This window comes from Thauera carbonicopians (assembly GCF_025699485.1).
Lineage (GTDB): Bacteria > Pseudomonadota > Gammaproteobacteria > Burkholderiales > Rhodocyclaceae > Thauera.
The window spans coordinates 337,214-358,652 of record NZ_JANUXN010000003.1 but is presented as its reverse complement, the minus strand read 5'-3'; the positions used below and the strand labels follow the sequence as shown (position 1 = coordinate 358,652).

General features: G+C 66.4%; 24 protein-coding genes. 20 read left to right on the top strand and 4 right to left on the bottom strand.

Going from position 1 to position 21,439, the window contains the following annotated elements; genetic code table 11:
• Position 1: 1 nt before the first annotated feature.
• The 8 genes from cysK to NX068_RS06600 all read left to right on the top strand — a co-directional run bounded on the left by cysK (position 2) and on the right by NX068_RS06600 (position 7,186).
• Positions 2 to 979 carry a cysteine synthase A gene (gene cysK, locus NX068_RS06635; RefSeq protein ID WP_263460499.1) on the top strand — a complete coding sequence of 326 codons (978 nt, stop codon included), beginning with the start codon at positions 2 to 4 and terminating at the stop codon, positions 977 to 979.
• Entirely contained in the window at positions 976 to 1,956 is a 981-nt protein-coding gene (epsC, locus tag NX068_RS06630) for a serine O-acetyltransferase EpsC (RefSeq protein WP_263460498.1), read from the top strand. Before cysK ends, epsC begins: the two co-directional genes overlap by 4 nt.
• Positions 1,940 to 2,179 carry a helix-turn-helix domain-containing protein gene (locus NX068_RS06625; protein WP_263460497.1) on the top strand — a complete coding sequence of 80 codons (240 nt, stop codon included), beginning with the start codon at positions 1,940 to 1,942 and terminating at the stop codon, positions 2,177 to 2,179. The genes epsC and NX068_RS06625 overlap by 17 nt, the downstream gene beginning before the upstream one ends.
• 102 nt (positions 2,180 to 2,281) lie before the next feature.
• Positions 2,282 to 3,220: a family 2A encapsulin nanocompartment shell protein gene (locus tag NX068_RS06620; protein WP_263460496.1), complete on the top strand. Its 939-nt coding sequence runs from the start codon at positions 2,282 to 2,284 to the stop codon at positions 3,218 to 3,220.
• Positions 3,189 to 5,114 carry a family 2A encapsulin nanocompartment cargo protein cysteine desulfurase gene (locus tag NX068_RS06615; RefSeq protein WP_263460495.1) on the top strand — a complete coding sequence of 642 codons (1,926 nt, stop codon included), beginning with the start codon at positions 3,189 to 3,191 and terminating at the stop codon, positions 5,112 to 5,114. Before NX068_RS06620 ends, NX068_RS06615 begins: the two co-directional genes overlap by 32 nt.
• Positions 5,115 to 5,259: 145 nt before the next feature.
• Positions 5,260 to 5,496, top strand: a complete 237-nt coding sequence (vapB, locus tag NX068_RS06610; protein ID WP_263460494.1) for a type II toxin-antitoxin system VapB family antitoxin — start codon at positions 5,260 to 5,262, stop codon at positions 5,494 to 5,496.
• A gap of 11 nt (positions 5,497 to 5,507) precedes the next feature.
• Positions 5,508 to 5,927: a type II toxin-antitoxin system VapC family toxin gene (locus NX068_RS06605; RefSeq protein ID WP_263460493.1), complete on the top strand. Its 420-nt coding sequence runs from the start codon at positions 5,508 to 5,510 to the stop codon at positions 5,925 to 5,927.
• Positions 5,928 to 6,106: 179 nt separating this feature from the next.
• The gene (locus tag NX068_RS06600) at positions 6,107 to 7,186 is read left to right on the top strand and encodes a type I restriction endonuclease (protein WP_263460492.1); all 1,080 of its coding nucleotides are present in this window, start codon (positions 6,107 to 6,109) and stop codon (positions 7,184 to 7,186) included.
• 4 nt (positions 7,187 to 7,190) lie between these two features.
• Here NX068_RS06600 and NX068_RS06595 read toward each other — a convergent pair whose 3' ends face one another.
• The 4 genes from NX068_RS06595 to NX068_RS06580 form a co-directional block, all read right to left on the bottom strand.
• Positions 7,191 to 7,712, bottom strand: a complete 522-nt coding sequence (locus NX068_RS06595; RefSeq protein WP_263460491.1) for a hypothetical protein — start codon at positions 7,710 to 7,712, stop codon at positions 7,191 to 7,193.
• A 123-nt stretch (positions 7,713 to 7,835) separates the two neighbouring features.
• A complete protein-coding gene (locus NX068_RS06590) occupies positions 7,836 to 8,135 on the bottom strand; it encodes a hypothetical protein (RefSeq protein ID WP_263460490.1) in 300 nt (99 codons plus the stop codon).
• A gap of 170 nt (positions 8,136 to 8,305) precedes the next feature.
• Positions 8,306 to 9,376: a cytochrome-c peroxidase gene (locus NX068_RS06585; RefSeq protein WP_263460489.1), complete on the bottom strand. Its 1,071-nt coding sequence runs from the start codon at positions 9,374 to 9,376 to the stop codon at positions 8,306 to 8,308.
• Entirely contained in the window at positions 9,376 to 10,164 is a 789-nt protein-coding gene (locus tag NX068_RS06580; RefSeq protein ID WP_263460488.1) for a type 2 periplasmic-binding domain-containing protein, read from the bottom strand. Before NX068_RS06580 ends, NX068_RS06585 begins: the two co-directional genes overlap by 1 nt.
• 407 nt (positions 10,165 to 10,571) lie before the next feature.
• Here NX068_RS06580 and NX068_RS06575 point away from each other — a divergent pair, with 407 nt between their 5' ends.
• The 12 genes from NX068_RS06575 (at position 10,572) to NX068_RS06520 (ending at position 21,418) form a co-directional block, all read left to right on the top strand.
• The gene (locus NX068_RS06575) at positions 10,572 to 11,663 is read left to right on the top strand and encodes an ABC transporter substrate-binding protein (RefSeq protein ID WP_263460487.1); all 1,092 of its coding nucleotides are present in this window, start codon (positions 10,572 to 10,574) and stop codon (positions 11,661 to 11,663) included.
• Between the two features lie 50 nt (positions 11,664 to 11,713).
• Complete coding sequence (locus tag NX068_RS06570; protein ID WP_263460486.1) at positions 11,714 to 12,553, top strand: ABC transporter permease; 840 nt, start codon at positions 11,714 to 11,716, stop codon at positions 12,551 to 12,553.
• A 48-nt stretch (positions 12,554 to 12,601) separates the two neighbouring features.
• Complete coding sequence (locus tag NX068_RS06565; RefSeq protein WP_263460485.1) at positions 12,602 to 13,384, top strand: ABC transporter ATP-binding protein; 783 nt, start codon at positions 12,602 to 12,604, stop codon at positions 13,382 to 13,384.
• Entirely contained in the window at positions 13,381 to 13,851 is a 471-nt protein-coding gene (locus tag NX068_RS06560; protein WP_263460484.1) for a tetratricopeptide repeat protein, read from the top strand. The genes NX068_RS06565 and NX068_RS06560 overlap by 4 nt, the downstream gene beginning before the upstream one ends.
• Positions 13,852 to 13,865: 14 nt before the next feature.
• Complete coding sequence (locus tag NX068_RS06555; protein ID WP_263460483.1) at positions 13,866 to 15,017, top strand: acyl-CoA dehydrogenase family protein; 1,152 nt, start codon at positions 13,866 to 13,868, stop codon at positions 15,015 to 15,017.
• Between the two features lie 65 nt (positions 15,018 to 15,082).
• The gene (gene msuE / locus NX068_RS06550) at positions 15,083 to 15,667 is read left to right on the top strand and encodes an FMN reductase (RefSeq protein ID WP_263460482.1); all 585 of its coding nucleotides are present in this window, start codon (positions 15,083 to 15,085) and stop codon (positions 15,665 to 15,667) included.
• Between the two features lie 13 nt (positions 15,668 to 15,680).
• Positions 15,681 to 16,823: an FMNH2-dependent alkanesulfonate monooxygenase gene (gene ssuD, locus NX068_RS06545; RefSeq protein ID WP_263460481.1), complete on the top strand. Its 1,143-nt coding sequence runs from the start codon at positions 15,681 to 15,683 to the stop codon at positions 16,821 to 16,823.
• 143 nt (positions 16,824 to 16,966) lie between these two features.
• The gene (locus tag NX068_RS06540) at positions 16,967 to 17,527 is read left to right on the top strand and encodes a carboxymuconolactone decarboxylase family protein (protein WP_263460480.1); all 561 of its coding nucleotides are present in this window, start codon (positions 16,967 to 16,969) and stop codon (positions 17,525 to 17,527) included.
• A complete protein-coding gene (locus NX068_RS06535) occupies positions 17,524 to 18,606 on the top strand; it encodes an acyl-CoA dehydrogenase family protein (RefSeq protein WP_263460479.1) in 1,083 nt (360 codons plus the stop codon). Before NX068_RS06540 ends, NX068_RS06535 begins: the two co-directional genes overlap by 4 nt.
• Positions 18,603 to 19,412, top strand: a complete 810-nt coding sequence (locus tag NX068_RS06530; protein ID WP_263460478.1) for an ABC transporter ATP-binding protein — start codon at positions 18,603 to 18,605, stop codon at positions 19,410 to 19,412. Before NX068_RS06535 ends, NX068_RS06530 begins: the two co-directional genes overlap by 4 nt.
• 12 nt (positions 19,413 to 19,424) lie before the next feature.
• Positions 19,425 to 20,663 carry an ABC transporter substrate-binding protein gene (locus NX068_RS06525; RefSeq protein WP_263460477.1) on the top strand — a complete coding sequence of 413 codons (1,239 nt, stop codon included), beginning with the start codon at positions 19,425 to 19,427 and terminating at the stop codon, positions 20,661 to 20,663.
• Positions 20,664 to 20,668: 5 nt separating this feature from the next.
• Positions 20,669 to 21,418 carry an ABC transporter permease gene (locus NX068_RS06520; protein ID WP_263460476.1) on the top strand — a complete coding sequence of 250 codons (750 nt, stop codon included), beginning with the start codon at positions 20,669 to 20,671 and terminating at the stop codon, positions 21,416 to 21,418.
• Positions 21,419 to 21,439 lie beyond the last annotated feature (21 nt).

The following is a 21,439-nucleotide window of genomic DNA, read 5'->3' as shown; positions in this document are numbered from 1 at the left end:
CATGTCGCACTGGTACACCGACAACGCGCAGTCCATCGGCCATACGCCGCTGGTGCGCCTGAACCGGATCATCGACGGCGCCCCGGCGACCGTGCTGGCCAAGATCGAAGGCCGCAACCCGGCCTACTCGGTCAAGTGCCGGATCGGCGCGGCGATGGTCGAGGATGCCGAGAAGCGCGGCCTGCTCGGCCCCGGCAAGGAGCTGGTCGAACCCACCAGCGGCAACACCGGCATCGCGCTGGCCTTCGTCGCCGCCGCCAAGGGCATTCCACTGACGCTGACGATGCCCGAGACCATGAGCATCGAGCGGCGCAAGCTGCTGGCGACCTTCGGCGCCAAACTGGTGCTGACCGAAGGCGCCAAGGGCATGCCCGGCGCAATCGCCAAGGCCGAGGAGATCGCCGCCGCCGAGCCGGACAAGTACGTGCTGCTGCAGCAATTCAACAACCCGGCCAACCCCGCCATCCACGAGGCCACCACCGGCCCGGAGATCTGGGACGACACCGACGGCGCGATCGACATCCTGGTCTCGGGCGTCGGCACCGGCGGCACCATCACCGGCGTGTCGCGCTTCATCAAGCAGGCCAAGGGCAAGGCCATCCAGGCCGTCGCGGTCGAGCCCACTGCCAGCCCGGTGCTGACGCAGGCCCGCAGCGGCGAGCCGCTGAAGCCCGGCCCGCACAAGATCCAGGGTATCGGCGCCGGCTTCGTGCCGAAAGTGCTGGAGCTGGAACTGGTCGACAGCGTCGAGCAGGTCAGCAACGAGGACGCGGTCGATTACGCCCGCCGCCTGGCGCGCGAGGAAGGCATCCTGTCCGGCATCTCCAGCGGTGCGGCAGTGGCCGCGGCCGTCCGCCTGGCGAAGAAGCCGGAGAACGCCGGCAAGACCATCGTCGTGGTCCTGCCCGACTCGGGCGAACGCTACCTCAGCTCGGTGCTGTTCGAAGGCCTGTTCAACGAAGCAGGACTGCCGGCATGAGCGACCGTCCCGTGAGCCTCGCGCCGCTGGCGGCGGTGGCGCCTTCGTCGATACCCCATCTCGATTTGCGGGGCATCGTCGCCGGCCTGCACGAGGCGCGGGACCGTTGGCGTGCGCAACGCAAACGCGGCGGCGAAGGCGGCGCGCGCGAGTTTCCGTCGCGCGACGCCCTGCGCAGCATCGCCACCGACTTGTGCGGCGCGCTGTTTCCGATGCGGCTCGGACCGCCGGACCTGCACGTCGAAGGCGAGGATTTCTATGTCGGCCATACCCTGGACCGTGCCCTCACCGGCCTGCTGGCCCAGGTGCGGCTCGAGCTGGCCTGCCAGGCGCGCCACGACGAAACGCTCGCGCCCCAGGTCGATGAGCGCGCCGCCGGCATCGTGCGCAGCTTCGCCGCCGGCCTGCCGGCGCTGCGCGCGCTGCTCGACACCGACGTGCTCGCCGCCTTCGACGGCGACCCCGCGGCACGCAGCGTGGACGAAGTGCTGCTGTGCTACCCCGGCGTACTGGCGGTCATCCACCACCGCCTCGCCCATGCACTGTACGAACTCGGCGTGCCGCTGGTGGCGCGCATCCTGGCCGAGCTCGCGCATTCGGACACCGGCATCGACATCCACCCGGGCGCGCAGATCGGCCCCGGCTTCTTCATCGACCACGGCACCGGTGTGGTCATCGGCGAGACCGCGGTGATCGGCCAGCGCGTCCGCCTGTACCAGGCCGTCACGCTCGGCGCCCGGCGCTTCGAAGTCGACAGCGACGGCCATCTCGCCAAGGGCGGCGCGCGCCACCCGATCGTCGAGGACGACGTCGTCATCTACGCCGGCGCCACCGTGCTCGGCCGCATCACGATCGGACGCGGTTCGAGCATCGGCGGCAACGTCTGGCTGACGCGCAGCGTGCCGCCGGGCAGCAACGTCACCCAGGCTGGCCTGCACCACGAACGGCTGGAGGAACGGGATGGGGCCGACAGCTAACTTCGGCCCCGTCGTCCGCAGCCTGCGCCGGCGCCAGCGATGGTCGCAGGAACGCCTGGCCGAGCTGGCGGACCTCGACCGCACCTATATCGGCGAGATCGAGCGCGGCGACGTCACACCTTCGCTGCTCACCGCGCAGAAGCTCGCGACCGCTCTGCAGACCCCGCTGTCGGCGCTGATCGCGTGCTGCGAGCACGACGCCTCCAGCGCACTCCACTCCTGAATTTGATGGCGATAGCCGGTTGAGACGGCCCCGTCCGGGGCAGGACACTTGCTGCGTCCCGCTTTTCCATTCCATATGGTTTCTGACAGAAAGGAGTCGACCATGGCAGCAACAGAGAAGGTGCATCACGCGCTCGGCGACACGGCAGCCCGCCAGCTCGCCAACGCCACCAAGACCGTCCCCCAACTCGCCACCATCACGCCGCGCTGGCTGGTGCATTTCCTCGAGTGGCTGCCGGTCGAGGCCGGCATCTACCGCCTGAACAAGGTCAAGAACCCGCAGGACGTGCGTGTGTCGTGCTCGCAGCGCGAGGACGAAGGCGATCTGCCGGAGATCTTCGTCGACTACGAGGACCAGCCGCGCGAATACTTCCTCAACGCCGTCACCACGGTGCTGGACGTCCATACCCGCATTTCCGATCTCTACAGCAGCCCGCACGACCAGATCAAGGAACAGCTGCGCCTGACCATCGAGACGGTCAAGGAGCGCCAGGAGTCCGAACTGATCAGCAACCCGGACTACGGCCTGCTGGCCAACGTCGCCGACGAGCAGCGCATCTCGACGCTGACCGGCGCGCCGACGCCGGACGACCTCGACGACCTGCTGACCCGCGTGTGGAAGGAACCGGCCTTCTTCCTGACCCACCCGCTCGGCATCGCCGCCTTCGGCCGCGAATGCACCCGCCGCGGCGTGCCGCCCCCCACCGTGTCGCTGTTCGGCTCGCAGTTCCTGACCTGGCGCGGCATTCCGCTGGTGCCTTCGGACAAGGTGCCGGTCGAGGACGGCAAGACCAAGATCCTGCTGCTGCGTGTCGGCCACAAGCGCCAGGGCGTGTCGGGCCTGTTCCAGCCCGGCGTCGCCGGCGAGCAAGGGCCGGGCCTGTCGGTGCGCTTCATGGGCATCAGCCGCAACGCGATCGCCTCCTACCTGATCTCGCTCTACTGCTCGCTGGTGGTTCATTCCGACGACGCGCTGGCCGTGCTCGATGACGTTGAAGTGGGCAAGTACCATGACTATTCCGCACTCGATACCTACAAGTGAGGGGCTGGCCGCCATCGGCGGTCCACCGCCCGGCTTGCCTGCCGGCCTGCCCGAGGAAGCGCTGCTGAGCCGGCTCGCGGGCGAGTTCTTCGCCCTGCTGCCGAGCGGCGCGCCGGACGCGCAGCTGCCCTTCGGCCAGCCGCCGCAGCCGCCACAGACCGAGATCGCGCTCGGCAACCGTGCGCCTGCGCTGGCGCCGCTGCCGGGCACGCCCCACGCGGCGCCGGACGAAGCCGTCGATGCCGCGCCGCTTGCGGGCCGGGCGGCCAATCCGGTGCTCGGCGTGCCCGAAGCCCATGCCGCGGCGCTGCCGCCGCTCGCGCCGCCACCGGCGGCGACCGTGCCGGGCGCACCCTCGACGCCCTACTACTTCCTGGGCGAAGCCAGTGCCTGGCCGTCGCAGGCTGATCCCGGCGCTCCGGAGCACATCGGCCCGGGGCACGCCAGCCCGGCGCCCGGCACCTTGGCACACGCCAATCCGGCGCAAGAGGACCGCATCACCGCGCGCTCCTTCGGCCTGCCGGGCGAGGCGGAGCTGGCACGCCTGCTCGGCGATCTCGACCGCGGCCAGCGCAGCCCTTCGCCGGCAAGCAACTCCGGCCCGGGCTTCTACTTCCTCGATCCGGCGGTGGAGCAGCAGGTCCCGGCCGTGCCGGCCGCCCGTGCGCCCTTCGACGTCCATGCGGTGCGCAAGGATTTCCCCATCCTGCAGGAGCGCGTCAATGGCAAGCAGCTGATCTGGTTCGACAACGCCGCCACCACGCACAAGCCGCGCGCGGTCATCGACCGGCTGGCGTACTTCTACGAGCACGAGAACTCCAACATCCACCGCGCGGCGCACGAACTGGCCGCGCGCGCGACCGACGCCTACGAAGGCGCGCGCAGCAAGGTGGCGCGCTTCATCGGCGCCGCGTCGCCGGAGGAGATCGTCTTCGTGCGCGGCACCACCGAAGGCATCAACCTGATCGCCAAGACCTGGGGCGTACAGAACGTCGGCGAAGGCGACGAGATCATCGTTTCCCACCTCGAACACCACGCCAACATCGTGCCCTGGCAGCAGCTCGCCGCCGCCAAGGGCGCGAAGCTGCGGGTGATTCCGGTCGATGACAGCGGCCAGGTGAAGCTCGATGAATACGCCAGGCTGCTCAACCCGCGCACCCGCATCGTCTCGGTGACGCAGGTATCGAACGCGCTCGGCACCGTGGTGCCGGTCAAGCAGATCGTCGCCATGGCGCACGCCGCCGGCGCCAGGGCGCTGGTCGACGGCGCGCAGTCGGTGTCGCACATGCGGGTCGATGTGCGCGACATCGACGCCGACTTCTTCGTCTTTTCCGGCCACAAGGTGTTCGCGCCGACCGGCATCGGCGCGGTCTATGGCAAGCGCGAAGTGCTCGAGGACATGCCGCCCTGGCAAGGCGGCGGCAACATGATCGCCGACGTCACTTTCGAGAAGACGATCTACCACGGCCCGCCGACCCGCTTCGAAGCCGGCACCGGCAACATCGCCGACGCCGTCGGCCTGGGCGCGGCGATCGACTACGTCGAGCGCATCGGCATCGACAACATCGCCCGCTACGAGCACGACCTGCTGGTGTATGCCACGCACGGCCTGCTCGGCGTGCCCGGCCTGCGGCTGATCGGCACCGCCGCGGACAAGGCCAGCGTGCTGTCCTTCGTGCTGAACGGCTACACCACCGAGGAAGTCGGCCGCGCGCTCAACGAGGAAGGCATCGCGGTGCGCTCCGGCCACCACTGCGCCCAACCCATCCTGCGCCGCTTCGGCCTCGAAGCGACGGTGCGGCCTTCGCTGGCCTTCTACAACACCTGCGAGGAAGTCGACACCCTGGTCGCAGTGCTGAAGCGGCTGGCGTCGGGCAGGCGGTCGTTGCGCTGAGTTACGCAAGCCGGCAGCGAAAGGAAAGAGCCATGGCGCAAGCCGTGGCTCTTTTCACATGTACGCGCGCGAGCTTCGTGCTGCCGTTTACTATTCGACGGCCCTGGGCTAATGTACATACACGTACACTCATCTCGAGGCCGACATGCACACCACTCGCGTCTTCAAGAACGGAAACTCACAGGCCGTCCGGATTCCGGCCGATCTGGCCTACGAACGCACCGACATCGAGCTGGAGATCGAGCGCAAAGGTGACGAAATCCGCATCCGCCCGGCTCGCCGCTCGCTGGCTGGCGTGATGTCGAAATTTGCCCGCTTCTCTCCCGATTTCATGGCGGAAAGCCGCGGCGAGCACGAGCAGGCAGAACGGGACGCACTGTGATGCCGCGCTACATGCTCGACACCAACATGTGCATCTACTTGATGAAGAACCAGCCGCCTGCAGTGGCGCGCAGGTTTGCACGCTGCTACGTGGGCGATGTGGTGATGTCGGCCATCACCTATGCCGAACTGAGCTACGGTGTCGCCGTCTGTGCCGACCCGGAACGAGAGCAAGCCAAGCTGGCTGCACTCATCGAAGACATCCCCGTAGTGCCATTTGGCGCCGAGGCCGGAAGCGCCTCTGGTCCGATCCGCTTCGCCACACGGGAAAGCAGGAAAGACCAGCTCGACAAGCTGATCGCAGCCCACGCGGCCTCGCTCGGCATGGCCATCGTCACCAACAAGGTCAAGGATTTCTCCAAATATCCTGGCGTGAGCATCGAGAACTGGCTGGAACCGGACAATGATGACATGCTACATACGACACGTTGACACGCCGGGTCCGTGTCATTGAATCCACTTCGCCTCTCTGCATCACCTCTAGTAAGAAGCGCAAGATCGTCTCCATCATTGAAGATGTGAAACATGTCCCATCGGGGCGCAAATACTTGTTGCTACAGATACAACCCCGAAAATAGCATCATGGCTTAAATTGCATAAGGGGAGGTGTCATGGAGTTCATCGACAGGCTGACCGGCCTTGCAGCAAAGATCCGGCAACAGGGCGGAGCAATTCAAACTGAAGAGGCAACGAAAACTGCCTTTGTGATGCCTTTCATCCATTCTGTGCTCGGCTACGACGTCTTCGATCCCACGGAAGTCATCCCTGAGTATGTATGCGACATTGGAACAAAAAAGGGAGAAAAAATCGACTATGCAATTCTAAAGAACGGCGATGTTCAGATTCTAGTCGAGTGCAAAAAGGTGGGCGAGCCTTTGAGCATTAACCATGCAGGCCAGCTTTTCCGCTACTTCCATGTAACAAACGCTCGCATCTCGATCCTTACAAACGGGCAGGTCTACAAATTCTTCACGGACCTCGATTCGCCCAATAAAATGGATGAAAAACCATTCCTCGAACTTGATCTTCTCGATATTGACGAGCACGTCGTACCCGAGCTATTGAAGCTCACCAAGACAGCTTTCGACGTCGAATCAATTATTAGTGCGGCAGGTGAACTGAAGTACGTCAGTCAAATCAAGAAAATCATAGCCGCTCAGCTGAGCACACCCGATGATGATTTCATAAGATTCATTGCCTCCCGTGTATACGATGGCATGATCACACAGAAAGTGCGCGAGCAATTCAGCGAGCTCACCAAGAAAGCCGCCTCTCAATTTCTAAGCGATCAGATAAACGAACGTTTGAAATCAGCCATGAGCGGAACCGTCCACATCCCCGCCCCGACTCCCGCTCCGGAAGATATCGCCGAGCCAACAGAGAATAACGAGGAGGAAGACAAGATCGTTACGACACTCGAGGAGATGGAAGGCTTTCATATCGTCAAGGCGATTGTTCGCTCAATTATTGACGTGAAGCGTATTTCAATTCGAGACACACAGAGCTACTGCGGCATCCTGCTTGATGACAACAACCGGAAACCCATTTGCCGACTTCACTTCAATCGCAGCAAAAAATATCTTGGATTATTCGACCAAGAGAAAAATGAAACCCGGCACCCGATTGAATCCGTAGACGATATATACAATTTTTCAGACAAACTTCGAGAAACAGCCGCTTATTATCTATAGCGCGTCATGCATCACCGAGATCAAACTCTCCGTCACGGCCCGTGAATATATCCCGATCATCCGGCTTGCGAATCACGATGATGGTCACGGCCGGCGGAGCATGAGGGAAATCATCCTTCAAGTGCTGCTGCACCGGTGGGAACAATCGCTCCCATAGCTCAAAGGAGTTCTCGATCGCGCCCGGCAGCGCCAGGACCGCCGTCAGCATGGCGACCGTCGCTTGGTCGGCCAGCGCAGAGACCACGCGCTGCTTCGCCTTGACCAGAACTTTCCAATCGAAGATGTAGCTTCCGCGCCGCAGGCCGGTTCCCACGAACTCGAGATCGTAGAGCAGTGCCAGCGCGGGCTGCTGCCGCCTGAATTCCCGCACCAGCAGATACTGAAAACCCCTTGCGGCGACCTGCGCATCGCTGAAATCCTCGCCCGGAACATGGAGCGAAACTTCGATCACCGCCAGTATCTTCTCGAGCGCCAGTGCTTCGGAATGTACGGTGCCAGAAACAGGTTCGTCGGACTGCGTAGTCATGATCTGCTCTCCCGGTGGTCGAAGCGCTCACTCACCCGAGCCCGCGCCGCCTCTACCAGGCAATCATAGAACAACGCCAAACGTAGTCCAGGCGGCAAAGCGGCATTCCGTCGAAGGAGCCTGTCAATGGACGCGAGCAGCTACCCGCGACAGCTTGTCGCGCAGTTCCACCACCGAATGCCGGCAGAACACCAGCACCAGATCGCGGCTCGCCGCCTGGCGCTTGATGCTGTACAGCAGGTCGTGGCTGACCCGGTTGCACAGCACGACGACGACACGGGTGTCGATGGGGATCGGCTTGCGGTTCTGATGCACGTGCCGTCCCGACCAATGCTCGGCGCAGGTGATGCCGAGATGCGCCGAGCGGATGAGTTCGTTCCTGATCGCGTCCACCCGGTCCGCGCCTACCACGAGTGCTCTCATTTTCTTCTCCGCCGATACTGGACTTCGATCCATACCTGTCCATGTGCATTTCCATTCCGGAATTGGCAGGGACATTCATGAATGCCGTGGAGAAAAGATAAGCAAGAAGCGCCGGGCAACGAACCAAGTTAATCTGATTTTCATTTCCAGATTCCGGAGCGGCCTGCTTTTCACAAAGCGCTCAGAAAGGCCAGCAGCGCGGCCTTTTCCGCATCGGTCAGCCCCAGCGGGCGTAAATGGGATGATTTACGCGCAATAGCCATATACAGCGGATGGGCAGCTTCAGCCGGATTGCGTGCCCACGTCTCGCCGCCGCCCCGGTCATACAGGTTGATGACGCCTTCCAGGGTACGGAACAGGCCGTTGTGCATGTACGGTGCGCTCTCGGCAACATGGCGCAGGCTCGCGGTGCGGAAAGCACCGGCATCCGCCCTGCGGCCGGTGACGAGGTAGCGGCCGAGATCGGCCGACGGTTCGCCGAAGAAGGCAATGCCCAGATTGTGGAAACCACCATCGGTCAGCAAAGGGCCGAAGTGGCAGTTGGCACAGCGGGCCTTGGTACGGAACAGATGCAAGCCTTCGATTTCGGGATCGGACAACTGCCGGAAGTCGCCGGCGGCAAAACGATCGAAACGGCTTGGCTTTTCCAGCGAGCGCAGAAAGGCGGCGAGCGCGTCGCCGAGCTCGGCCGCGCCGATGCCGCCATCGCCGAAATGCTCACGGAACGAGGCCACGAGAGTGGTATCACTGCGGATGCGCGCCAGTACCTGCTCGAGGCTGTCGTTGCCCATCTCGTGCGCCAGCGTCAGCGGCAGGAGCGTCTGGGCCGCCAGGCCGGCGCCTGCACCGTCCCAGCCAAGCCGGGCTTGCCAGGCTGCGGCATATAACGACGGCGGATTGCGCCTGCCGAGCCTCCCCCCATGTCCCCGCGCCACCGCCGCGGGAATGCTCCAGCCATGCTGCGGCTGGTGGCAGCCGGCGCAGGCAGGCGCGCCATCCGCAGCAAGGCGGCCATCATGGAACAGGCGCCTGCCCAGTTCTGCCTTGGTGCCTGCAACCGGCAGCGCCAGCGCGCCAAGCTCGACGTAATCGACCTCGGCATCGATCCACGGCGCCGGCCAGCGCTCGGGCGGCTGCTGATAGGCAGCGCGCAGTGCAGACGACGTGTCCGAGCTGCCAGCAGTGGCCAGGGACGACAGCAGCAACGCCACCAGCAATGCGGCAGCAAGAACACGCTCCATCAATGGCAATCGGGGCCGATCTGGTCGAAAAAGACTTCGAAAGCAACATTGGAAGCCCATTGGTCGGCCCGTCGCTGCCAGTGCGCGGAACCGTCCAGCGCCTTCAATGCCCGGCGCAGCGCGGCTTCGACGGTAGGGTTTTCCGGCGGCAGCACCAGCCGCAGCACCGCTGGCTGGCGCGCCCCCAAGCTCGCCGAAAACTTGCGCCATTCGTCCTTTCCGCGCAACGCGTCCAATAGCACGGCATCGTGCAGCGAGGCGTCGCACTGCCCGGTTCGCATCGCCACCAGGGCCTGCGCGGGCGCTTCGAACGAAAGCGTTTGCGCGCCAAGGACATGGGCCAGCGCCTGCGCCTCGGCGTGCGCGCTGGTCACGCACAGCCTACGCCCGGCAAGCTGATCCCAGCGCCTGATCGTGGTGTCGGAGCGCATCAGCACATCGAGGCCGGAGGTAAATCCGGTGTCGACCAGCCTCGCACCCGGTGGCAACTCAGCCGGCGTGCCGCGCACGAGCAGCGCATCGACCTCGCCGCTACCGAGCGCCGCCTGTGCCTGTCCTGCAGGCAGCGGCACCAGTTCGACCACCACGTCCAGGTGGCGCCCGATCTCCTCCGCGAACACGGGTTGGAGGCCATCCGCGGTGTAGTCGCGGCTATCGCTGCGCGGCTGGGCGATATCGACAAGGCCGATCCTCAGGACGGTATCGGCAGGCAGGCGCTCGGCGCTGGCCTCCCGGGGTATCCCGCCAGGAATCACCACCGCCATGGCCGCAATGGCGAGCAGGGCCATGACGAGAATCGGCTGCCAGGTAAGCTGCTTTCCTGAAATGAGGTCGCCACGATCCGGCGGCCTTCCACCGGAAGGCGGCGACAATACGGGATCATCCTGCTCGGAATTTGAATTCAATAGCATTGCACTCCAGAGAATAAGGCCTATTCATTTCATGGCATGCCGAAATTAGCATCTCCGTGCGCGGCCTGTGGAATAAGAAATACGGGAATACTTATCTGCAAATATTCGTTCCCCGCCGCCAGGCCCATCCCTAGACTTTCCCCAGCCCGATCGACACGGCAGCCGGAAACAAATCGGCATTGCCGGTCATGAATCGATGCAGGCCGCAAAAAAAACCCACCTGAATCCGAATGGATGAAATCCGTTCCAGGGCCGCTTTTCCCCATTCCCCACGGAGATCGAGAATGAAAACGTCCAGTAAACGCAAAACACCGGTCCGCCGGCATCTGCTGGCCCTCGCGGCGCTGGCCGGCGCAATGCTGCTGCCGGCCATTCCGGCCACGGCCGCCGCCGAGACCCTGCCCGCGATCAATCTCCAGCTCTCGCCCTGGACCGTGATCGCGCGGGAAAAAGGCTTCTTCAAGGAAGAATTCGAGCGCATCGGCACCAGGCAGGTGAACCTGATCGCTTCCGGCGCCGCCGACCTGCTCGGCGCCGAGGCCGCTGCGGTCGGCAACGGCGCGATCGCCATCGCACAGCGCATGATCTATCCTGCGACGGTGCACCGCGCCAACGGACTGGACGGCGTCGTCGTCTGGGCCTCCGAGCCGTCCAACCGCTACCGCGCGCCGATCCTGACCCGCGCCGACGACGACAGCATCAAGACGGTGGCGGATCTGGACGGGCGCAAGTTCGGCAGCAGCCGCATCAGTTGCTACTGGTCCTCGCCTTTCGAGCAACTGCACAAGGCCGGCCTGCCGCTCGATTCGCGCGCCGAGCGCGGCCGTGTCCGCTACGAATCGATCGACAACGGCGTGGTGGCGATCTCGGCCGTGCTGTCGGGCGCCACCGACGCCACCACCGCGCACCTGGCGGCGACCCAATTCACCGGCGCATGGCTGTCGGGCAAGCTGAAGGTCGTCGGCCATTCGCCCGACGACGGCGTGTACGTCAATCATGCCGGCCGTGTCACCTACTTCGCCCGCCGCGACTTCGTCGACAAGTACCCCGAAGTGGTCAAGGCCTTCCTCGCCGCACGCGAGCGCACGCTGGCATGGACGCTGGACAACGTCGATGAGGCCGCAAAGATCGTCGCCCGCGACACCCGGGTGCCGGTTGAAGTCGCCAAGTTCCAGATCACCCATGCAGGCCAGTGGGAGTTCATGGCCGGCGAGCCGAATGCCGAGCGCGCCCGCAACGCGATCAGGACCTTCCAGGAATGGCACATCGCCAACGGCGACGACATCCTGTCCGAACGCCAGTTGAGCGATGCGCAGATCCACGCCTTCATCGACGAGCGCTTCTTCGTCGGCGGCCAGTACTCGATCTATCAATGACCCGCGTGGCGGGCCATCGCGCCCGCCCCAACCGAGCACAGGTAATCCCCATGAGTACAGCAGAAGTCGTCGACGGCAGGCTGGCCGCCGGCAGCGCCGGCCCTTCGCGCCTGTCGCGCATCCAGTCCTTTCTGGCCCGCCTCGACCCCATCGGCCTGATCCTGCCGGTGCTGATCCTGGCCTTGTGGCAGCTATCGTCCTCGCGCGGCTGGGTCGACCCGGTCTTCCTGCCCGAACCGCGCACGGTGGCCAGCGCCTTCTGGAAGATGCTGACGGAGCAGGATCTCGCGCTGGACTTTCTCGCCAGCGTGACCATCGTCGGCCAGGCCTTCATCTACGGTTCGCTCGCCGCGGTCGTGCTCGGCATCGCCGCCGGCCTGTCCCGGCGGGTGGAGCGCTTCCTCGGCCCGACCTTCGACACCATTCGCCACATTCCCGGCATCGCCTGGCTGCCGCTGATCGTGCTGTGGCTCGGCCTGGGTGCGCCGGCCAAGATCCTGGTGATCGCCAAATCGGTGTTCTTCCCGGTGTTCCTCAACACCCTGCAAGGCATCCGCAACGTGGACAAGGCCCACATCGAACTGGCGCAGGCGCTGACCCTGACGCGCTGGCAACTGGTGCGCAGGATCATCATTCCGTCGGCCATTCCGAACGTCATGGTGTCGCTGCGCTATGCCGCCGGGCTGGCGTGGGCGCTGGTGGTGGTGGCCGAAGGACTGAGCGGCCTGGAAGGCCTGGGATTCCTGATCTTCCGCGCCCAGGGCCTGCTGCTGACCGATCAGTTGCTGGTGTGCATGGTCGTCATCGGCGTGGTCGGCTTTCTGATCGACCGCAGCATGTACCTGCTGCAACGCCGCGTGCTGCGCTGGAAGCAGGGTTTCGAGGGCTGAACCCGCCTCTTCCCCACCAAGCATCACCCTCATTCCGGAGAAAACCCAATGGCAGAACCTTCGCGCCTGGAGATCCGCAATGTCTCCAAGCACTACGACGTCAATGGCAAGCGGCGGCTGGATGTGCTGGCCGGCATCGAGCTCATCGTCGAGCCCGGCTCCTTCGTCTCCATCGTCGGCCCGAGCGGCTGCGGCAAATCGACCCTGCTGCGCCTGATCGCGGGCCTGGACACCGACTACCGCGGCGACATCCTGCTGCACGGCAAGCGCGTTTCCGGCACCAGCCTGTCGCGCGGCATCGTGTTCCAGGATCACCGCCTGCTGCCCTGGCTGACTCTGGAAGAAAACATCGCTCTCAGCCTGGAGAACTCGGGCTGGAGCAAGGCCAGGCGAACCGAGGCGGTGCGCTCGCACATCACCCTGGTCGGCCTCGGCGGCTTCGAGAAAGCCTATCCGCACCAGTTGTCGGGCGGCATGGCACAGCGCGGCGCGATCGCCCGCGGCCTCGTCGGCCAGCCCGAAATCCTGTTGCTGGACGAACCGCTGGGCGCACTCGACGCCCTCACCCGGCTGCGCCTGCAGGAAGAACTGCAACGCATCTGGCGGGCCGAGGGCGTCAGCATGATCCTCGTCACCCACGATGTGGACGAGGCGCTCTTCCTCAGCGACAAGGTGGTGGTGATGAATGCCGGGCCGGGGCGCATCGTGCGCGAATTCGAACCGAGGCTCGCCCACCCGCGCGAGCGCGGCAGCCACGCCTTCGGTCAACTGAAAGGCGAGATCCTGGCCGCGATGGGCGACAGCATCCACGCCGAGGCGCTGGCTGCATGATCGCCACCGTCTTCGTCCGCCGGCGCATCGCCGCGCTTGCGCTGCTGGCCGGCCTTGTCTCGAGCGGCAGCGCCGGGGCGGCCGACATTCCGCCAGCGACCGATCTGCCGGATCTCGCCCCCATCCGCGCCCGGATCTACGCCGGCGAGTTCGACGACGCGGCTGCCGCACTGCTCGCGCTGAGCGCGAGCGTCCGCCATGCCGACGTCTACAACCTGCTCGGCTTCAGCCTGCGCAAGCTCGGCCGCTACGAGGAGTCGGGCCGCTGGTACCGCGAAGCCCTGCACTTCGACCCCGGCCACCGCCCCGCGCTCGCCTACCAGGGCGAGCTCTTCATCGCCCTCGGCGACATCGAATCGGCGCAGAAGAACCTGCGCTATCTGGAACTGCTGTGCGCCCCGCCCGCCTGCCTCGAACGCGACGAACTGCTCGCCGCGCTGGCGCAGGCCGGCCATGCACCTGAATGAAAAACCCCGGAACCATGGACATCCCCCTGGACGGCATCCTCGCCCGCCTGCACGCCACCGCCGTCGAGCGCGACGCCCGCGGTGGCCATGCCGCAGCCGAAAAAGCCCTGCTGCGCGATGCCGGCCTGCTGCGGCTGTCGATTCCGCGCGCCTTCGGCGGCGAGGAACGCAGCTGGCAGGAAATCTACGCGATCGTGCGCCGGGTCGCTGCGGTCGACAGCGCGCTCGGCCACGTGCTCGCCTTCCATCACCTGCAAGTGGCGACCGTGCTCATCTACGGCGACGCCGAACAGGCCGAGCGCCTGCTGAGCCACACCATCGCCCACCAGTGCTGGTGGGGCAACGGCATGAACCCGCGCGACCGCCGGCTGGCGGCACAGCGTACCGGCGACGGCCTGCTGCTGAACGGCATCAAGTCCTTCTGCTCCGGCACGGTCGGATCGCATTTCATGACGCTGTCGGCCGTGCTCGGCGATGCGCCGCGGCCGCTGCTGGCGGTCGTGTCCACCGCTCATCCGGGCGTCCGCATCCAGGACGACTGGGCGCCGATCGGCCAGCGCCAGACCGACAGCAACTCGGTCGTGTTCGAGCAGATGCCGGTCGCCGAAGGCAACGTGCTGCTGTGGCCCGAGCGCGAGCCGACGCCTTTCCACACCTTGCGCAACTGCCTCGCCCAACTGGTGCTGACCAACCTCTACCTGGGCATCGCCGAAGGGGCGTTCGCCGAAGCCAGACACTACGCACACACGCAGGCCCAGCCCTGGCTGGCCTCGGACGCCGCCCACGCGGTCGACGACCTCTTCACCCAGAACCGTTTCGGCGAGATGCATGTGCACATCGCCGGCGCCCGCGCACTTGCCGAACGCGCCGCCGAACGGGTCGACCGCGCCTTTTCCCGCGGCCAGGCGCTCACCGCAGCCGAGCGGGCCGACGTCGCGGTCGCCGTCGCGGAATCGAAGATCCTCGCCCACCGCGCCGGGCTCTTCGTCAGCCAGGAACTGTTCGACGTCACCGGCGCACGCGGCACCAAGGCGAGCCTGGGCTTCGACCGCTTCTGGCGCAACGTGCGCACCCACACCCTGCACGATCCCATCGACTACAAGCTCAACATGCTCGGCCGCTGGACGCTGAAGGGCGACCTGCCCGACCCGCAGCTCTACGCCTGAATCCATTTCATTCCTGCCGCCTTGCCGCGGCACCGCCTGAACGCCCAGATCCAACAGGAGCCCCCATGAGTACCCCCATCAAGGTCGTCGCCGTATCCGGCAGCCTGCAACGCCCGTCCCGCACCCTGAGCGTGGTCGAGGCACTGCTCGACGAACTCGCCGAACAGGCCCCGATCGACACCCGCCTGATCGAACTCGGCAACATCGGCCCGCGGCTGGCCGGCGCACTCTATCCCTCGCAACTGCCGGACGACATCAAGGCCGACATCGCCGCCATCGAGTCGGCCGACTTCCTGGTGGTGGCGAGCCCGGTCTACCGCGCCTCCTTCACCGGCCTGTTCAAGCACCTGTTCGACTTCGTCGACCAGCACGCCCTGATCGACGTGCCGGTGCTGCTGGCCGCCACCGGCGGCAGCGACCGCCATGCGCTGGTCATCGAACACCAGTTGCGGCCGCTGTTCAGCTTCTTCCAGGCCCACACACTGCCGATCGGCGTCTATGCCAACGAAGCCGAGATCCGCGACTACAAGGTCGACAGTCCCTCGCTGCGCGCCCGCATCGAGCTCGCTGCCGAGCGCGCCCGCCCCTTCCTGCGCAAGCGGGCCACCCCCCTGGCGGAGGCGCCGAAATTCGTGCGCGCCGCCGCCTGAGCGAGGACACACCATGAGCCTGGACATCTTCTGGTTCCTGCCGACTTCCGGCGACACCCGCTACCTCGGCAAGTCCGACTCCGGCCGCCCGGTCACCATCGATTACCTGCGCCAGATCGCCACCGCGGCGGACGATCTCGGCTACGACGGCCTGCTGATCCCGACCGGCAGCGGCTGCCTCGACCCCTGGGTGGTGGCGGGCAGCGTCGCCCAGGCGACGCGCAAGCTGAAGCTGCTGGTGGCCCTGCGCACCGCGCTGACCAAGCCGGCCGCCGCCGCGCGCATGGCAGCCACGCTCGACCAGGCCACCGGCGGGCGCCTGCTGCTGAACGTGGTGGCGGGCGGCGACTCGTCCGAACTGGCCGGCGACGGCATCTTCCTCGGCCACGATGCGCGCTACGACGAAGCCGACGAATTCCTCTCCATCTGGCGCCGCCTGCTGCAAGGCGAGACGGTCGACCATGAAGGCGAGCACCATCGCGTGCACGGCGCCCGGCTGCTGTTCCCGGCGGTGCAGAAGCCCTATCCGCCGCTGTACTTCGGCGGCTCCTCGGACGCCGCCCACGAGCTCGCTGCCGAGCACGTCGACGCCTACCTGACCTGGGGCGAACCGCCCGCCGCGGTGGCGGAGAAGATCGCCGACGTGCGCGCCCGTGCCGCCCGGCGCGGGCGCAAGCTGCGCTTCGGCGTGCGCCTGCACGTGATCGTGCGCGAAACCAACGAGGAAGCCTGGGCCGCCGCCGACAAGCTCATCAGCCGGCTGGACGACGACACCATCGCCAAGGTGCAGGCCCGCTTCGCCTCGATGGACTCCGAAGGCCAGCGCCGCATGGCCGCGCTGCACGGTGGCAGCCGCGACAAGCTCGAAGTCAGCCCCAACCTGTGGGCGGGCGTGGGCCTGGTGCGCGGCGGCGCAGGCACGGCGCTGGTCGGCGACCCGCAGACCGTCGCCGCGCGGCTGAAGGAATACGCCGACCTCGGCGTCGACACCTTCGTGCTGTCGGGCTATCCGCACCTGGAAGAAGCCTGGCGCTTCGCCGAGCTGGTGTTCCCGCTGCTGCCGGGCAAGAAGCCGGTGACGATCCAGGACCAGGTGATCACCGGCGGTCCCTTCGACACCAGCACGATAAAAGTACCCGCTGAAGCAGCCGCTTGAGCGACACCGGCTCGCCTGGCCAGCATCACCGTTCGTCTCCACCCGCGGCAATTCCGACCCTCCCCCTCGCTTTGCCGCCTTCCCCCTCGTGCCCGGCACGAGGGGATTTTCTTGCCGGTACGGCCCTCCCGAAGGACAGCCCCATGTCACGACTGCCCCTGCAAACGCTCGAAACCGCCCCTGAAGCAAGCAAGCCGTTCATCGAGCGAGCCCTCGCCAACAACGGCTTCGTGCCGAACCTGATCGGCGTGCTGGCGAATGCCCCGGCCGCGGTGGAAACCTATTTCACCGTCGGCGAGATCAACGGCCGCGGCAGCCTGACGCTGGCCGAACGCGAAGTCGTGCAGATCACCGCCGCCAGCGTGCATGGCTGCGAATTCTGCGTCAGCGGCCATTCAGCGCTCGCGCTGAAGAAAGCCGGGCTGGACCGCAGCACCGTCATCACGCTGCAGCAGCGCGGCACCACCGGCAATGCGCGCTACGACGCCCTCGTCGCCTTCACCCGTGCCCTCATCGCCAGCCGCGGCGCGGTCGGCGATGGTGAGCTGAAGGCTTTCGTCGACGCCGGCTTCACCCCGGCGCAGGCGCTGGACGTCGTGCTCGGCATCAGCCTGGCAACGCTGTGCAACTTCGCCAACAACCTGGCCAGGAGCGAAATCAATCCGGAGCTTCTGGATTTCCGCCCCGGAGTGCTGCAGCCATGAGTGCAGATACCGGCAAGCACATCGACACTTCCTGGCTCGTGGACGATGCCGAAGACCATGATCGCGGCACGACCGACGCCGATCGCCTGCTGACCGCGCTTGGCGAACGCGGCCTGTTTCGCATCGGCGTGCCGCAAAGCCAGGGAGGTTCCGGCGGCGGCACCTATGACGGCGTGGAAGCCATTGCCGCCATCGCCGAACGCTCGTTGACCGCCGCCTTCGTCTTCTGGGGTCAGCGCACCTTCATCGAATACCTGCTGCAGTCAGCCAACACGACGCTGCGCGAGCGCTGGCTGCCCGCGCTGCTGGCGGGCGAATTCGCCGGCGCCACCGGCCTGTCGAATGCGATGAAATTCCTGTCGGGCATCGAATCGCTGCAGATCACCGCAACGCCATGCGATGGCCGCTGGTGGCTGGACGGTTACCTGCCCTGGGTCACGAATCTGCGCAAGGCCGGCTTCGTCTTCGCAGCCGCGGTGGCGAACGCCGGCGACGCTTCGCCGATGGTGGTCGCCATCTCCGACGATCAGGCCGGCGTCATCCGCGGTGACGATCTCGATCTGATCGCACTGCGCGGCAGCAACACCGCCGCGATCGACGTCCAGGCCGTCGACATCGGCCCCGAACACATCCTGCACGAAGATGCGCGCATTTTCTGCCCCGAGCTGCGGCCGGCCTTCCTGTCGCTGCAACTCGGCATGTCGATCGGGCTTGCACGCGTTGCGCTGCGCTCTGCTTCCACACAGGGTCAGGGCGCACGCCGCATCCTGCTGCCGCGCATCGACGGCATCTCGAGGGAACTGGAAAATCTGGCCGGCGCCCTGCGCAGCGGCCTGGCGGACCGCCGCTTCGCCACCGACCCGGCAGCGCTGTTCCGCATCCGCATCCGCCTCGCCGAGATCGTGCAGATCGCGCTCGGCCTGGAACTCGAGGCCAGCGGCGGCAGCGCCTACCTGCGCGACAAGAGCCTCGGCTTTGCCCGCCGCTGGGTGGAAGGTGCATTCATTCCGGTGATCACACCCAGCCTGACCCAGTTGCAGGGCGAACTCGCCAGGCATGTCGGAGCCTGCACCGCATGAGCGTCCGCCCGGCGGCCGCAGCCGCGCCCGACATGGTGCTCAGCGCCGAAGGCCTGTCCTTCGCCTATGCGACGTCGGGCACGACCTTCTCCGGCGTTTCGCTCGGCATCCGCCGGCGGGAGATCGTCAGCCTGCTTGGTGGCAGCGGCTGCGGCAAATCGACCCTGCTGCGCGTGCTCGCCGGTCTCGAGCCGGCGAGCAGCGGCACGCTGAGCTTCCTCGGCCAGCCGCTCGGCCGGCCCCACCCGCGCAGTGCGCTGGTGTTCCAGCAGGCGAGCCTGCTGCCCTGGCTGAACGTATTCGACAACGCCGGCTTCGGGCTCGATTTCAGGCACCAGCCCCGGATCGATGCGCACGCACGCAAGATCCGCGTGGAAGACGCACTGGCAGCCGTCGGCCTGGGCGGACGCGAACACGCCTGGCCGGCCGAGCTGTCCGGCGGACAGGCGCAACGGGTGACGCTCGCACGGGCATTGGCGCGCGAGCCGGAACTGCTGTTCGCCGACGAGCCGTTTTCCGCCCTCGACGCCATCACCCGTGCCGAGATGCAGATCTTGCTGGTGGACCTGGTGCATCGCTGGCACACCGCGGTGCTGCTCGTCACCCACGACATCGACGAAGCCATCCTGGTCGCCGACCGCATCCTGCTGATGGCCGGCAGGCCCGGCCGCATCCAGCGCGAGTGGAACGTCGCAATCCCCCATCCGCGCGAAGAGCACCCCGAAGCCGTCACCGCACTACGACTGCAGATACTGGCCGCGCTGCGCGACACGCGTGCCGACGCCGCTGCAACATCCCCTTCCTGAACAGGAGCAAGCATGGATTCCAGACCCGTCTCCCGCCCGCACATCTGCCAGTCGCCCGCTTGCGGCTGCGGCCTGAACCGCCGCGACTTCCTGCGCCTGTCCGCACTGACCGGCGCCAGCCTGGCGGTGCCGATGCTGCGCGCCGGCGACGCCGCGGCACAGAGCGCCAGAGGCGACGACGTGCCGGTGAAGATCGGCTACCTGCCGATCACCGACGCCACGCCGCTGCTCATCGCCCACGCGCGCGGGCTGTTCGAGGCCGAGGGCCTGCGCACCGAAGCACCGCGCCTGTTCCGCAGCTGGGCGCAGATCGTCGAGGCCTTCGTCGCCGGCCAGGTGAACGTCATCCACCTGCTGTCGCCGACCACGCTGTGGGTGCGCTACGGCACGAAATTCCCGGCCAAGGTCGTGGCCTGGAACCACATGAACGGCTCGGCGCTGACCGTCGCCCACGACATCGGCAGCGTGGCCGATCTCGGCGGCAAGACGGTGGCGGTGCCGTTCTGGTACTCGATCCACAACATCCTGCTGCAGAAGCTGCTCGTCGCCAGCGGCCTGACGCCCGTCACCCGGCCGCGCAATACGGCGATTGCCGCCACCGAGGTGAACCTGATCGTGCTGCCGCCGGCGGAAATGGTCTCGGCACTGGCCGGCAAGGGCATCGCCGGCTTCATCGTCGCCGACCCGTTCAATGCCGCCGCCGAACTCAACGGCATCGGCAAGATCCTGCGCTTCTCCGGCGACGTGTGGAAGGACCACGCCTGCTGCGTGACCTTCCTCGCCGAGCGCGACATCGCCGAACGGCCGCAATGGGCGCAGCGCGTCACCGACGCCATCGTCAAGGCCCAGTTGTGGACGCGCGGCAACCAGCTCGACGCCGCCAAGCTGCTCGCCGCCACCGGCGACAAGCGCTACACGCCGCATTCGGTCGAAGTGCTGGCGAAGGTGCTGTCCGCCACCGACTACGCCGGCTACGAAGCGAGCGGCGTGGCCCGCAACAAGGGCTGGCACCAGCGCCGCATCGACTTCCAGCCCTATCCCTTCCCGTCCTACACCGAGGAGCTGGTGCGCAGCCTGCTCACCACCAAGGTCGAAGGCGACGCGTCCTTCCTGTCCAGTCTCGATCCGGCCTTCGTCGCCCGCGACCTGGTCGACGACCGCTTCGTGCGCGAGGCGATCGCCAAGCTCGGCGGCCCGCGCGTCTTCGGCCTGCCCGACGATCTGCTGCGGCAGGAAACCATCGTCGTCTGAAACCCGTGCCTGCCAAGCTCATCCTGCCCGCGCTCGGGCTCGGGCTGGCCGCCGCGCTGTGGGCGGTCGCCACGCTGCTGCTGGCGCACGAGACGCCGATCCTGGCCAACTTCGCGCCCGCCGAGGCCTTCCGCGCCCTGTCGCGGCTGGCCGTCGATCCGTTGATGTGGGAACACATCGGCACCAGCCTGCAGCGGGTGGCCGTCGGCCTCGCCGCAGCGCTGGCGATCGGCGTGCCGGCGGGCGTGCTGACCGGGGTGTCGCGCGTGTTTGCGCAGACGACGACGCCGCTGTTCCAGTTCCTGCGCATGATTTCGCCGCTGTCGTGGATGCCGATCGCGGTGATGGTGCTCGGCGTCGGCGACGCCCCGGTGTATTTCCTGCTCGCCTTCGCCGCGGTATGGCCGATCCTGCTCAACACCGCCGCCGGCGTCACCCAGCTCGACCGCAACTGGCTGATGCTCGCCCGCAGCCTGTCGGCGACGCGCGGCGAAACCCTGCTGCGCGTGGTGCTGCCGGGCATCGTCGCCCACATCCTCAGCGGCGTGCGGCTGGCGATCGGCATCATCTGGATCATCCTGGTGCCGGCAGAGATGCTCGGCGTATCCGCCGGACTCGGCTATTTCATCCTCGACGCCCGCGACCGCCTCGCCTACCCCGAGCTGATGGCCGCGATCCTCATCATCGGCGCGCTGGGATTCCTGCTCGATTACGCTGCGCGCTGGCTGTACCAGCGGTGGCTGCATGCGCGTTGAGCGTAGCCGCACCAGCGGTAG